12 protein-coding genes are annotated in these 13,049 nt (G+C 72.1%); 10 read left to right on the top strand and 2 right to left on the bottom strand.

Features of this window, described 5'->3' with window-relative positions:
- Position 1 precedes the first annotated feature (1 nt).
- The 6 genes from ACQKIP_RS00670 (at position 2) to ACQKIP_RS00645 (ending at position 6,661) form a co-directional block, all read left to right on the top strand.
- On the top strand, positions 2-2,338 hold the full coding sequence (locus tag ACQKIP_RS00670; protein ID WP_365864035.1) for a M28 family peptidase: 2,337 nt from the start codon (positions 2-4) through the stop codon (positions 2,336-2,338).
- 30 nt (positions 2,339-2,368) lie between these two features.
- On the top strand, positions 2,369-2,563 hold the full coding sequence (locus ACQKIP_RS00665; protein WP_365864036.1) for an MbtH family protein: 195 nt from the start codon (positions 2,369-2,371) through the stop codon (positions 2,561-2,563).
- 42 nt (positions 2,564-2,605) lie between these two features.
- Positions 2,606-3,673 (top strand): methyltransferase, encoded by a 1,068-nt coding sequence (locus tag ACQKIP_RS00660; protein ID WP_365864037.1) that lies wholly within the window; start codon positions 2,606-2,608, stop codon positions 3,671-3,673.
- 117 nt (positions 3,674-3,790) lie between these two features.
- Positions 3,791-4,840, top strand: a complete 1,050-nt coding sequence (locus tag ACQKIP_RS00655) for a methyltransferase (RefSeq protein ID WP_365864038.1) — start codon at positions 3,791-3,793, stop codon at positions 4,838-4,840.
- Positions 4,841-4,855: 15 nt separating this feature from the next.
- Positions 4,856-5,062, top strand: coding sequence for a ferredoxin (locus tag ACQKIP_RS00650; RefSeq protein ID WP_365864039.1), 207 nt, complete (start codon positions 4,856-4,858; stop codon positions 5,060-5,062).
- A 12-nt stretch (positions 5,063-5,074) separates the two neighbouring features.
- On the top strand, positions 5,075-6,661 hold the full coding sequence (locus tag ACQKIP_RS00645) for a fused MFS/spermidine synthase (RefSeq protein WP_365864040.1): 1,587 nt from the start codon (positions 5,075-5,077) through the stop codon (positions 6,659-6,661).
- A 31-nt stretch (positions 6,662-6,692) separates the two neighbouring features.
- Here ACQKIP_RS00645 and ACQKIP_RS00640 read toward each other — a convergent pair whose 3' ends face one another.
- Positions 6,693-7,142, bottom strand: coding sequence for an SRPBCC family protein (locus ACQKIP_RS00640; RefSeq protein ID WP_365864041.1), 450 nt, complete (start codon positions 7,140-7,142; stop codon positions 6,693-6,695).
- A gap of 38 nt (positions 7,143-7,180) precedes the next feature.
- Positions 7,181-8,080, bottom strand: a complete 900-nt coding sequence (locus tag ACQKIP_RS00635) for an alpha/beta fold hydrolase (RefSeq protein ID WP_365864043.1) — start codon at positions 8,078-8,080, stop codon at positions 7,181-7,183.
- A gap of 409 nt (positions 8,081-8,489) precedes the next feature.
- On the opposite strand from ACQKIP_RS00635, the gene ACQKIP_RS00630 reads away from it, so the two are divergent.
- The 4 genes from ACQKIP_RS00630 to ACQKIP_RS00615 all read left to right on the top strand — a co-directional run bounded on the left by ACQKIP_RS00630 (position 8,490) and on the right by ACQKIP_RS00615 (position 13,000).
- On the top strand, positions 8,490-9,236 hold the full coding sequence (locus tag ACQKIP_RS00630) for an FG-GAP repeat domain-containing protein (protein ID WP_365864045.1): 747 nt from the start codon (positions 8,490-8,492) through the stop codon (positions 9,234-9,236).
- 76 nt (positions 9,237-9,312) lie between these two features.
- Entirely contained in the window at positions 9,313-9,978 is a 666-nt protein-coding gene (locus ACQKIP_RS00625) for a helix-turn-helix transcriptional regulator (RefSeq protein ID WP_365864046.1), read from the top strand.
- 251 nt (positions 9,979-10,229) lie between these two features.
- Entirely contained in the window at positions 10,230-10,907 is a 678-nt protein-coding gene (locus tag ACQKIP_RS00620) for a DUF4255 domain-containing protein (RefSeq protein WP_365864048.1), read from the top strand.
- Entirely contained in the window at positions 10,904-13,000 is a 2,097-nt protein-coding gene (locus tag ACQKIP_RS00615) for an ATP-binding protein (RefSeq protein ID WP_365864050.1), read from the top strand. The genes ACQKIP_RS00620 and ACQKIP_RS00615 overlap by 4 nt, the downstream gene beginning before the upstream one ends.
- The last annotated feature ends 49 nt before the right edge of the window (positions 13,001-13,049 follow it).

The following is a 13,049-nucleotide window of genomic DNA, read 5'->3' as shown; positions in this document are numbered from 1 at the left end:
GATGACCCGGGCCGCACGCCAAGGAGCGGCCGCCGTGCCCGCGGCGGCGGCGACAGCCCTCGCCGTCTGGGCCACCCGCGCCCTGCGCCCCCCGCCGCCACGGCGCGGCGGCGTGGGCCCCGGCGAGTTCTCCGTCGCCCGCGCCGCACGGGACCTCGGACAGATCGCAGCGGCGCCGCGGCCGAGCGGATCCGAGCAGGCCGATGCCGTCCGCGCCTACCTGGCAGGCCGGTTGGCCGAGCTCGGACTTGAGGTCAAGGAGCAGGAGGCCGTGGGCGCGGGCGTCAGCACACCCACCCCGTACGGGCCCCGCTATCTGGGCGCGGGGCGCGTCCACAACGTCGTCGCCCGGCTGCGCGGCACCGGATCCGGCAGCGCGGTGGCCCTGATCAGCCACTACGACTCCGTCGCCCAGGGGCCCGGCGCCAGCGACGCCGGGGTGCCGGTGGCCGCCCTGCTGGAGGCCGTTCGCGCGCTGATGCAGGGGCCGCCGATGGCCAACGACGTCCTGGTGGTGCTCACCGACGGCGAGGAGTGCGGGCTGCTCGGCGCCCGGGCCTTCTTCGCCGAGCATCCGTGGGCCGACTCCGTCGAGGCGGTGCTGAACTTCGAGGCCAGGGGCACCAACGGCCCCGTGCTGATGTTCGAGACGGGACCGGGAAACGGCCCGCTCGTCGACCACCTCGCCGACAGCGGTGTGCCCGCCTTCTCCAGCTCCCTGTTCTACGAGGTCTACCGGCGCCTGCCGAACGCCACCGACTTCTCCGTGGCCAAGGACGCCGGGGTGCCCGGCCTGAACTTCGCCAACATCGGCGGCTTCATCCGCTACCACGGCCCCTCCGACGACCTCGATCACGTCGATGACGCCACCTTCCAGCACCACGGCGCGCTCGCGCTCGCACTGGCCCGGCGGCTGGGCGAAACGCCCCCGGGGACACTGCGCGGACCGGACGCGACCTTCTTCACCCTCGGCCGCGGCACCCTGGTGCGCTACGGGGCGCGCAGCACCCGCCTGTGCGCGGCGGGAGCCGGAGCCCTCTGGCTGTGGAGCACCTGCCGGGGCCGCGGGAGTGTCCCCGCAGCGCTGCTCGGCGCCGGGGGAGCGGCGCGCGCCGCGGCCGGTACAGCGGCACGGCTTGCGGCAGGCGCGGTGGCCTCCACGGCCCTGACCACCGCAGCCCGGCGGATCAGCCCCGAGTCACGCCGGGGCGGCGACTTCTACGACGCCGATCTGCTGTACGGGGCGCTGGCCTGCGGTGTCGCGGCCACCGCCCTGGTGGGCAAGGACCCGGCCCGGCGGCGCAGCAGCGGCGCGCAGACGCTCCTTGCCGCCGGCGGTACGGCCCTCACCGCGGCGTTGCCCGGCGGCAGTTACCTCGCCGCCTGGCCGCTGCTGGGAAGCGCGGCGGGCGGGTTCTTCCGGCGGGGCACGGAACCGCTCGGGGCGGTGGTGGCCGCCACCGCCTCCGTGCCCGCCCTGGTGCTGCTTCCCCCGCTGTCCCGGCTGCTCTACCAGGCGCTGACGCCCAGAATGGCCGCCGCGGCGGTGATGGCGCTCCAGCTCACCGGCGAACTGGCGGCGCCGGCCACGGCGGTGCTGTCCGCGCGGTCACGCCGCGGCCTGGCCCTGGCCCTCGCCGGGGCGGGCGCCGTAACCGCGACAGCGGCCCTGGCCAGGGGCCGCGGCACGGACACCAAACCCGCGCCGGAGTCCCTGAGTTGGCTGGCCGACGCCGACACCGGCGAGATGTGGTGGCTGACGACGGACCCCGCCCCCAACGAGTGGACGCGTCGCGCGCTGGGCAGCGGCTTTCGCACCGGGCGCCTCGAAACGTACTTCCCCGGCTGGACCCGCGACTTCCGTTTCGCGCGGGCCACCCCGCTCGCGCAAACCGGCGAGGACACGGGCGACCTGGCGCCGCCCGAACTGAAGGTCCTCGACGAGCAGGACACCGCGGAGGGGCGCCACATCACGCTGCGCGTCCGCTCGGCCCGCGGAGCCCGCCAGCTGTCCCTGGCGATCCCCGACGGCGACGTACGCCGGTGGTCGGTCGACGGCCGGTCCGTCACCCGCGAGCAGGCCGGCATCGGGGAGCAGGGCGAGCCGTGGGAGCTGTGGCTCCACGCGGCAGGCCCCGAAGGGTTCGTGCTCGATCTGGAGCTGCCCCGAAAGCCCGTCGCGGCGCGCCTGCTCGACCGCGACGACGGGCTGCCGCAGGAGGCCCGCGAGCGCCTCCTCGCGCAGGGCGCCGAGCCCGCGGGACGCATCGCGGCCGCGGCCCTGGACGTGGAGTCCTGGGGCAACGCCACGTTCGTGAGCACACAGGTGCAGCTGTGAGACACATCCGCCGACGAGGAGGTAACACCCATGGCGACCTTTCTCGGTGACGACGACACCGTCGCCTGCGCCGTCGTCGTCAACGACGCGGGCCAGTACTCGATCTGGCCCGCGGGGCAGGAACCACCCCCGGGCTGGCACGGCACCGGCTTCGCCGGCAGCCGCGCGGAATGCCTGGCCCACATCGACGAGACATGGACCGATCCCGTCGCGCTCCACACCTGACCGAAGCGCGAGCCCTCGCGCCCGTATCCGAAGGAGTCGAACATGAGCACACGTCTGCGGGAGAACACCGGCACCGCCTCGCTGGACATGGACGGCCTGTCCTACATCCTCTTCGGGCACGCCGCCTTCCAGTACCTCAACGCGGCCTGCGAACTCGGCCTGCCCGAACTGCTCTCCGAACGCCAGGAGGCGAGCAGGGACGAGATCAGCCATGCCCTCGGCCTCGCCGACCGGGCGGCCGACATCCTGCTCCTGGGGTGCACCTCGCTCGGCATCATCGAGCGGGACGACACGACCGGCCGCTACCGGCTTGCGCCGGTGGTACAGCAACTGATGTCCGAAGGCGACTGGCAGCGCTTCAAGGACACGGTCGCCTTCGAGCACCACATCGTCTACGAGGGCCAGCTGGACTTCACCGACTCCCTGCGCGAGAACCGCAACGTCGGCCTGCGCCGGGTGCGCGGTTCCGGCCGCGACCTGTACCACCGGCTCTCCGAGAACCCGCACATGGAGCAGGTCTTCTACCGCTACATGCGCTCGTGGTCGGAGCTGGCCAACAAGCACCTGGTGCAGGAGCTCGACCTCTCCGGCGCGAAACACCTCCTCGACTGCGGCGGCGGCGACGCGGTCAACGCCATCGCGCTCGCCGAGGCCAATCCGCATCTGGAGGTCACGGTCTTCGAGATCCCGGAGTCACGCTCCATCGCCGAGGGGAAGATCGCCAAGGCGGGGGTGGGCGACCGGGTGTCGGTGGTGACCGGCGACATGTTCCGCGATCCGCTGCCGACCGGCTGCGACGTGGTGATGTTCGCCCACCAGATGGTCATCTGGACCCTTGAGGAGAACACCGACCTGATGCGCAGGGCGTACGAAGCCCTGCCGGAGGACGGCAAGCTGGTCGTCTTCAACTCGATGTCCAACGACGAGGGCGACGGGCCGGTGGTCGCGGCCCTGGACAGCGTCTACTTCGCCTCGCTGCCCGCCGAAGGCGGAATGATCTACTCCTGGGAGCAGCACGAGAAGTGCCTGGAGGCGGCCGGATTCCACTCCGCCAAGCGCATCCCCTTCCCCGGATGGACCCCGCACGGCGTCATCGTCGCGACGAAGTAATCCACCGCACCCGCGCCGGTACCGGCGGGGCGCCGCCCCACCGCTACCGGCCGGGCGGCGCCCCGGCCCGGGCCGCCGCCCCGCGGGGGACGAGCCGACGGCAGGAGAGATGAGGGCATGCCCGACGACACACGGCACGACGACGCCGCCCGAATGCGGATGCTGCTGTACAGCCAGCTGATCTCCAGAGCCGTCAGCGTCCTGGTCCGGCTGCGCATCCCCGAGGAGCTGTCCGGGCGCAGCCGCGGCGTCCGGGAACTGGCCGAGCGCACGGGTGCCCATCCGCAGGCCCTGGAACGGCTGTTGCGCGCGCTGACCTCCTTCGGGGTGCTCGTCGAGGAGGCGCCCCGGGTATTCGCCCTGACACCCCTGGGCGCCACCCTGCGGCCGGACGCCTCCGGGTCCGCGCAGCCGACGGCCCAGCTCCTGGCCGGTGAGATCGGTACCGCCTGGACGCAGTTGGAGCACACGGCCCGCACCGGGCAGTCCGCCTTCCGCCAGGTCCACGGCAGCGACCTGTTCGGCTACCTGGAACAGCAGCCGGAGCTGCGGGAGATCTTCGACCGGTCGCAGGCCGCCGGGCTCAGTCTGGAGACGGACGAGATCTTCGCCTCGATCACGTTCGACGGCTACCGGGAGATCGTGGACGTCGGCGGCGGCGACGGGGCCCTGCTGTGCGAAGTGCTGCACCGCACGCCGGGCAGCACGGGCACCCTGGTGGACCTGGCCGGGACGGTTCCGCTGGCGGAGAAGCGCATCGCCGAGGAGGAACTGGCCGTGCGGTGCACCGCTGTCGTGGGGGACTTCTTCGACCGCGTACCGCCCGGCGGCGACCTCTACCTGCTCAGCCACGTCCTGCACGACTGGGACGACGACAACGCCGTGCGGATCCTGCGCACGTGCCGCGCGGCGCTCCCGGAACACGGCCGGATCATGGTGATCGACCTGGTCACCGACGGCTGCCGGACCGGCGGCGAAGACACGGGCGGCCACCAACTGCCCGCGGTGATGGACCTGTACATGCTGTCCCTCTTCGGCGCCGCCGGCGGCCGCGAACGTACCCGCGCCGCCTTCGCCGCACTGCTCGCCGAAGCGGGCCTGGTGGAGCAGGAGGCACACGTCCTGCCCAGCGGCATGGCCGTGATCACCGCACGCCGCGACGACTGACCGACCGGAGACACCATGCGTATCACAGCCGACCGGACGCGGTGCGTGGGCAGCGGCCTGTGCGCCGAACGACTGCCCGACGTCTTCGACCAGGACGACGACGCCCTGGTGCTGCTCTGCGCGGACGAAGTGCCCGCCGGGCTGCGGCAGGACGTCGAGGAGGCAGTGCAGCGATGTCCCACCGAAGCACTCTCCCTGGACGCCGACGCACCAGAGCACTGACCTGGAGGCGCAATGTCGCACCTGAAGCAAGAGGAACAGAAACGACAAGAGCAACAGAAGCGTGAGCAACAGGAACAGAAGGAGAGCCCCCGCCGCCAGGAGGCCGCGGCCTCGGCGATGCCGCCGTTCGCCGCCGCGGCGCTGGTGTTCTTCGCTTCGGGCGCGGTGCTCATCCTGGAGAACATCGCGGTCCGCCTCGTGGCCCCGTACATCGGCATCAACCTGCAAGTGAACTCGGCGGTGATCGGCACCGCCCTGGCCTCCATCGCGCTAGGCAGCTGGGTCGGCGGCCGGGTCGCCGACCGCGTGCCGCCCCGCGCGGTGATCGGCTGGATGCTGATGCTCGGCGGCGTCACCACGCTGCTCGTGCTGCCCCTGGTGCGGGCGGTGGGCGGAATGGTGAACGGCACGAGCCCGATCGCGGTGATCACGCTCGCCGGTCTAGCCGTCATCGTTCCCGCCGCGCTCCTTTCCACCGTCACCCCCCTGGTCGTGAAGCTGCAGCTGCACGACCTGTACCGCACCGGCAGCATCGTCGGCCGGCTCTCCAGCCTCGGCACCCTCGGCGGCATCCTCGCCACCTTCGTCACCGGATTCGTCCTGGTGGCCTCCGTGCGCACCAGCGTCATCCTGCTGGCACTCGGCATCGTGCTCACGGTGGGCGGTCTCGTCTGCCACCTGCTGCTGTGGGGCAGGACGGCCCGGGCGGTAGCGGCCTTCACCGTCCTCGGCGTCACCGCCACCGGCCTGTCCGTCGCCGCGCCCCAGGCCTGCGACGCGGAGACCACCTACGCCTGCGCGAACATCGAAGCCCTCAAGGGCAATCCGTCGGTACGGGTCCTGAAGGCGAGCAACGCGGAGATCAGCCACGTCGACCTCAAGAACCCCACCAACCTGACCATGGGCTACGTCCAGGCCATCGTCGCCGCCAGCGACCTGGTCAACCCCGGCGGGCACCTGGACGGCTTCCACATCGGAGGCGCCGGGGAAACCGTGCCCACCTACCTGGAACGCACCCGGCCCAGCGGCGACCAACTGGTCTACGAGATCGACGGCGGCCTCACCGAACTGGCCAAGGACCGCCTCAACTTCAAGGAGAGCGACCGGCTGCGCGTCGTCACCGGCGACGGCCGCCAAGGCCTCCAGAAGCAGCCCGCGGACAGCCGGGACCTCGTGGTCGGCGACGCCTTCGGCACGCACAGCCCCCCGTGGCACCTGACCACCGCCGAGACCGCCGAGCACGTCCGGCGTGTGCTCAGGCCCGGCGGCGTCTACGCCCTGAACATGATCGATTTCCCGCCCGGCGACTTCGCACGGGCCGAGGCGGCGACACTGCGCTCGGTCTTCGAGCACGTCGTCCTCATTTCCTACGACGCGATCCTGGACGGCAAGGAAGGCGGCAACGTCGTGGCAGTGGCCAGCGACGAGCCGCTGGACATGAAGGCCTTGCAGCGCCGGGTGTCCGCCCGCGACACCACCAAGCAGCTGAAGGTGGCCGACGAGCAGCGCACCGCAAAGTACGCCAAGGGCGCGCAGCTGCTGACCGACGACTACGCCCCCGTGGACCAACTCGTGACGGTCCCACTGCGCTACTGGTGAGGGACAGGAGGGCGCGGCCCCGGCAGGAGCGTCACCGGCCCTGCCGCTGCTCCTCTGCGTACCGGGCCAGCCCTTCCGCCATGCCCCGCATGAACTTCTGGAGGTAGCGCGGCATGACGAAGCGCAGCAGCCCGTTCGTCTCGTACCGGCCGTACCAGTGGATGACCGTGCCCGAACCCGCGGTCGGCCGCAGTTCGATGCGCGCGCGATAGTCGTGCATCGAGGCGTTGAAGGCGCCCTCGTAGGCCAGCAGGCGCGGTTCGACCTTCTCGGTCAGCCGCTCCCCGGTCACGGTGCGCCCCGTCCGGAACGCCCTGACGGCCCCGACTTCGTCGTCCCCGCCGGGGTCGAGGCCGGTCGACCGTGTCGTGTCCAGGCTGTCCACCTTGGACCACAGCGGCCAGGTCGCGGCGTCGACCAGCAGCTTCCAGACGGCTTCCGGCGGGGCGGTGGTGGTCACTGTGACGTCGTACTTCGGCATGGTGCCGGGCTCCCTGAGTCGTCGTCGACGGCGCGGAGTCAGCGCGCGGTGAACGTGAGGATTTCGTGTGCCACGGCATCGGGATTCTCTTCGGCGAGCCAATGGCCCGCCTTCGGGATCTCGACCGCGCGTGTGACATTACGCAGCATCGGGGCCAGGGTCGGCCGGGTGGCGGCGAGCGAACCGGTCGCAGTGAGAAGGAGGGTGGGCGTGTCCGCGGGTCTGGCGGCGGCGTTGTCACGCTCGTCCTCGTCCAGGCTCCGGTAGAGCTCGAATCCCGCGTGCCGCTGGTCCGGACGGCCGTACGTGCGTACGTATTCGTCGATCTCCGCCTCGGGGAAGGGGGGCCGCGTCCTCGTGCCGCCGAACGCGCTTCCGCCATTGGCGACTTGCGTGGAGAACGCCGTCAGGTACTCGCGCATGTCGTCCGCGTCGTCGACGAGCTTCTCTGGGATCGCCCGCTGGCTGTTGAAGGCCAGGTGCCAGGAGAACGTCCGGTACCGCGCGGCGGAAAGATTCCGGCCGGGGAGCGGATAGTCCATGTGCACGTAGGAGCTGACCCGCCGGGGAAACTGCGAGACGTACTGGGCCCCGACTCCGGCACCGAGGTCGTGGGCCACCAGGTCGAAGCTGTCGAGCCCGATGCGATCACGCAGCAGTTCGTGGACGTAGCGCGCCAGTGTCTTCTTGTCGAAGCCCGCCGGACTGCCCTTGCTGTCGCCCAGGCCGGGAAGGTCGAGCGCGTATACGGTGTGGTGCCTGGCGAGCGCGGGCATCACCTTCCGCCACTCGTACCAGGTCTGCGGCCAGCCGTGCAGGAGCACAAGGGCGGGGCCCCGGCCGCCCGTGACGTAGTGCATGCGCACGCCTCGGACCTTCGCGAACTCGTGCTTGAACGTGGCGTCGAACGCCGCCTCCCGCACTCCCTCGTGCGTCACGGCGGCTCCGTCGGGCGAATGCCCCCCGTCGGTGCCGCTCACGACGAGTGAGAGTGCCAGGGCGACAGCCGCGGAGAGCAGGCGTCGGGGGCGGGGACTCTTCGTGCTTCTTCGAGTGAGTGCCATGGTGCGATGTTCGGAGAGACCTCTGCGAAACCGCACAACTTCTTGCGGAACCGCAAGCGGATGGACGGGGTCCGGAGAGCGGCGGCGCGCGCGAAGGCGATCCCCAAGCGCGCCAAGGAGCCGGCCCCGTCCCACCCCCGCGTCCCGGGCGGCACACATATCCGCTGGTCAGAGGGCCATTTGGCGTTCCAGCGTCCCTAACTGACCGGATTTCATGGCGGTTCGGACGGATCACCCCGCAAGCTCGGAGCGTGCTCATCCGATTGACATGAGGAGTTCGCAGATGCTTCGCAAGCGCTCACGCTTGATCGCCGCTCCGGTCGCGGCTGTGGCCCTGACCCTGACCGCTGCCGGGTACCAGGCAGCGGCGGCCGGCACGTCGGACGCGGGCGGCGCGGCGCGGTCCGGCAAGGACGCCCGCGCATCGGTGCCATGTCTGGCGGGCGCCACCACGCTGGTCGGCGACCTCGACGGCGACGGCCGCCCCGACAAGATCGTCAACCCCGGGCACACCGGCCTCAAGATGACCGTCCAGTGGGGAACCGCGGACGGCTCCTTCGGCAGCAAGCAGAACGTCGCCAAGCTCCTCGGTGCGAAGACGGGCGAGGTCGCCACCGCCGCGGTCGCCGACTTCCAGAACGACGGCACCCTGGACATGGTCGTCAACCTCGTCACGCCCTCGGGCGGGGACGACCCCAACACCGCACGCGTCGCCGAATTCCGCCCCGGCCCGCTCAAGCGCTCCAACCTGGGCTCCGCCGCCCCCGAGCGCTCCGACATCGGCACCCACGGCGAGGCCAAGCAGCTGCGCATCGCCAACTACGGCGACGACGCGTACCCGGACCTCGCGGTCCTCAACAACGACGGCGACGGCGTCTGGGAGCGGTCCGTCCGCCTGACCGAGCCCGGCGGCGGCCCCGGCGCCTACGACTACGAACTCCAGCAGAAGTACGGCGAGACGGGCACCCCTGCCGAACCGCCTGCCATGCCCACCGGCGGCTGGAAGCACTTCTACAAGTCCTGCTCCTGAAGCACCGCCGCAGGCCCGAAGCAGCACCGCCGCAGCCCCAGAAGCACCATGCAGTCCCATACGTGAGGAACTTCGCTTGTCCAGCTCGCTCCCGGCACCCCTGGCCTCCGCGGCCGTTGCACCGACGACCAACCGGGTGCGGGTCGCCGTCAGCGCCCCCGACCCGATAAGCCGCGAAGGAGTCCTCAGCCAGTTACGCCGGCACCCGGAGGTCGAACTCCAGCCGGAGTCCGGCCCCGCCGCGGTGGCGCTGCTCATCGAGGACACCCTCGACGAGGCCGCGCTGACCCGGCTCAGGCGTGCCGTGCGCAGCGAGGGGGCCCGCGCGGTGCTCGTCGCGGGTACGGTCCGCGAGCACGAGCTCCTGGAGGTCATCGAGTGCGGCGTGGGCGCCATCGTCTGGCGCCACGAGGCAACCGCCCAGCGGCTGGTCCAGGCGGTGCTGACCACCGCAAGGGGCGGCGGTGACCTGCCCGCGGACCTGCTGGGCCAACTCATCGGGCAGGTCGGACGCCTGCACAGGGGCGCATCCGACCTGCCGGGGACCTTCCTCAGCTTCACCAAGCGCGAGGTGGACGTGGTGGCGCTGGTGGCGGAGGGCTTCGACACCTCGGAGATCGCCATGAAGCTGTCGTACTCCGAACGGACCGTCAAGAACGTCATGCACGGCCTGACCACACGCCTGAACCTGCGCAACCGCGCACACGTGGTCGCCTACGCCCTGCGCGAGGGCTACATCTAAGGCTGTACCCGAGGGATACATCTGAGGGAAATGTCTGAAGCTGTACCTGAGGGATACAGCTGACGGATGCAGCGCAGGGCCACCCCCATCCGGCCCAAGGGGCTCCCCGGGCCGCCCCTTGAGGCAACAACCCCTGCCCCGCCGTCATCCCCGGCGTACCTGCACCCCGGTCGCTCCGACGAGCACGATCGGGGGCGGGGCCGTCATCGGCCCGCACGGCGGGGAAACGAACGGCAGGTGGGAGCGCAAGGGTGATCCATGAGGTGGACGAGGTGCTCAAGGGCCTCATCGGCGGCGGGGCACTGTCCGGATCCGGCATCGACGTGTCCTTCGACGTGCCCACCCGCGACTGGGCGGCCCGGCGCAACGCACCCGTGGTCAACGCGTACCTGTACGACATCCGCGAGGACGCCTCGCTGCGCCAGCGCGGCCACACCGGACTGCGCGACGAACGGGACATCGTGGTGCGCCGCCGCCGTCCCCCGCGCTGGTTCCGGCTCTCCTACCTGGTGACGGCCTGGACGAAGACACCGCAGGACGAACACCGCCTCCTGTCGGCCGTCCTCGCGACCCTGCTGCCGCACGAGCTGCTGTCCGCCAGGGAACTCCCCGAAGCGCTCGGACGTCTGGGCCTCTCGATCCCCGTGACGGTCTCCGGAAGCCAGTCGGAGGCCAGATCCCTCGCCGACATCTGGTCCGCCCTCGGCGGCGAACTCAAGCCCTCCCTGGACCTCGCCGTGACCGTGCCGTTCCCGGCCTACCCCGACTACGACGCGGGACCGCCGGTCACCGAGGGCGCGACGGTCCGGCTGCGCGCCGCCGACGGGGGCCCGCCCGTGTCGGCCGACCGCTCCCACCGGCCCCGCCAGGTGGCGGCCGCCCGCACCGCCCACGAACAGGCGGCGGCCCGCCGCACGGAGCAGCCATGAGCACCTCGTCGCTGGAAGACCTCGCGCCCGCCGCCGACAGCGCCCGGGAGCCCGGCCCCCGGGGGCCCGGCGGCGCAGGGCCCGCCTACTCCCTCATCGGCCGGCTGGCCGGGCTGCGGCAGACGGTGGCCTCCCTGGTCGAGGCGCGCTCCGCCGGGGACCCCACCGCGAACGACCCGTTGCGCGGCTTGTACCTGTCCGAAGAAGCCGTACGTCATGTGCTGCACGCCTGGCCGCGCGCTATGCCGGAGGCCGAGCCGTCGGCGCCCTGGCCTGCGGCGTCGCAGGGAAGCGACGATCCCGGCAGCACCGGTGACCAGGGCGCCGACCCCGCCGACCAACTCGCCCGGACCGCGGCCCGGCTGCGCCTGACGGAGCTGGACGCGGCCCTTCTCCTCATCGCCCTCGCCCCCGACCTCGACCGCACCTTCGAGCCGCTGTACGGCTACCTCAACGACGACGTGAGCCGCCGCCGCGCCACCGTGGGACTCGCCCTGGAACTGTGCGGGATCCCCGCGCATCTGCCGGAGGCCCGCGCGCGCTTCCACCCCTCGGCGCCGCTGCGTGCCCTGGGCCTGCTGACGATCGAGGAGACGGAACGGCCGCTGCTCACCCGCTCCCTGCGCGTGCCCGATCGGCTCACCGCCCACCTGCTGGGCGACGCCACCCCCGATGCCGCGCTCCGCGGCCTGCTGCTTCCGATGCCGGCTCCTCAGCCGGGTGCCGCCCACGACGAGGACTTCGTCCAGCGCCTCGCCGCCCGCCTGACCACGGGACCCTGCACCGCCTACCTCCAGGAACGCCGCGAGGGCGACGCCCTGGCCGCCCTCGCCTCCGCCCTGCACGCCGCGGACCTCGGCGCACTGCGCTTCTCCGGCCCCACGGACCACCTCCCGGAGCTGCTGCGCGAGGCACGCCTCAGCGGCCGGGCCGTCGTCGTGTCCGGGCTGCCGGAACAACCGGGCCCGATGGTCGCCGAGTTGGCCTCCGCCACGGACGTGACCGTACTCCTCGCCGACCCGCGACCGTACGACCCCCAGTGGTCCGCGCACGATCCGCTGGTGCTCCAGGCACCCCGGGTCCCGGCGGGCACCACCGCGACCTGGCGGAGCGCGCTCGGCGCTGCCGCCGACGGCTTCGACCTGGCCGGCACCGTGGCCCCGTACCACCTCGGCGGTGAGCGCATCGAGCGCGCCGCCCGGGCCGCCATCGGGCTCGCCGCCTTCGACGGGACCCCGCTCGACGCAGGCCACGTCCGCCTCGCCGCCCGGCAGCAGTCGGCTTCCGGCCTCGAACAGCACGCCCGCCGCATCCGGCCCGACGTGACCTGGCAGGACCTGGTCCTGCCAAGCGCGCCCCTCGCCCAGCTCCAGGAACTCGCCCTGCGTGCCCGCCACCGCGACCGCGTCCTGGGCGACTGGCGGCTCAGCGCGGGCGGCGGTCGCGGACGCGGGGTCCTGGGACTGTTCGCGGGGGAGTCCGGCACCGGCAAGACGCTGTCCGCCGAGGTGGTCGCCGCCGATCTGGGCGTGGACCTCTACGTCGTCCAGCTCTCCTCGATCGTCGACAAGTACGTCGGCGAGACCGAGAAGAACCTGGAGCGGATCTTCACGGAGGCCGACCGTACGGACGCCGTGCTGCTCTTCGACGAGGCCGACGCCGTCTTCGGCAAGCGCTCCGAGGTCAAGGACGCCCACGACCGGTACGCCAACATGGAGAGCGCCTACCTGTTGCAGCGCCTGGAGTCCTTCGACGGCATCGCGCTCCTGACCACCAACCTGCGCGCCAACATCGACGACGCGTTCACCCGCCGCCTGGACCTGGTGGTCGACTTCCCCTTCCCGGACGCCCAGCAGCGGACCGCGCTGTGGCGGCACGGCCTGTCGCACGTCCCGCACGCCGACGACATCGAACTCGACCCGCTCGCCCGGGTCTTCGAGCTGGCGGGCGGCTCCATCCGCAGCGCGGTGGTCACCGCCGCCTACCTCGCGGCCTCCCGGGACGAGCCGGTCGCGGCGGGCGACCTCCTGGAGGGCGCCCGCCGCGAGTACCGCAAGGCGGGCCGGCTCGTCCCCGGCGAAGCCGACTGGTGAGAGCAGGGGCCGTCACACGGTGAAGCGGACCGCCTCCAGAGCCTTGTAC

It is taken from the genome of Streptomyces sp. NPDC059900, assembly GCF_050270335.1.
In the GTDB taxonomy this organism is placed as follows: Bacteria; Actinomycetota; Actinomycetes; order Streptomycetales; family Streptomycetaceae; genus Streptomyces.
This window is presented reverse-complemented; position numbering and strand designations above follow the sequence as displayed.

What these genes read in the sequence shown, in the direction of transcription:
- ACQKIP_RS00665 (WP_365864036.1), top strand. Translation starts at nt 2,369, where the DNA reads ATGGCGACCTTTCTCGGTGACGACGACACCGTCGCCTGCGCCGTCGTC.
- ACQKIP_RS00645 (WP_365864040.1), top strand. Translation starts at nt 5,075, where the DNA reads ATGTCGCACCTGAAGCAAGAGGAACAGAAACGACAAGAGCAACAGAAG.
- ACQKIP_RS00640 (WP_365864041.1), bottom strand. Translation starts at nt 7,142, where the DNA reads ATGCCGAAGTACGACGTCACAGTGACCACCACCGCCCCGCCGGAAGCC.
- ACQKIP_RS00650 (WP_365864039.1), top strand. Translation starts at nt 4,856, where the DNA reads ATGCGTATCACAGCCGACCGGACGCGGTGCGTGGGCAGCGGCCTGTGC.
- ACQKIP_RS00615 (WP_365864050.1), top strand. Translation starts at nt 10,904, where the DNA reads ATGAGCACCTCGTCGCTGGAAGACCTCGCGCCCGCCGCCGACAGCGCC.
- ACQKIP_RS00655 (WP_365864038.1), top strand. Translation starts at nt 3,791, where the DNA reads ATGCCCGACGACACACGGCACGACGACGCCGCCCGAATGCGGATGCTG.
- ACQKIP_RS00660 (WP_365864037.1), top strand. Translation starts at nt 2,606, where the DNA reads ATGAGCACACGTCTGCGGGAGAACACCGGCACCGCCTCGCTGGACATG.
- ACQKIP_RS00670 (WP_365864035.1), top strand. Translation starts at nt 2, where the DNA reads ATGACCCGGGCCGCACGCCAAGGAGCGGCCGCCGTGCCCGCGGCGGCG.
- ACQKIP_RS00630 (WP_365864045.1), top strand. Translation starts at nt 8,490, where the DNA reads ATGCTTCGCAAGCGCTCACGCTTGATCGCCGCTCCGGTCGCGGCTGTG.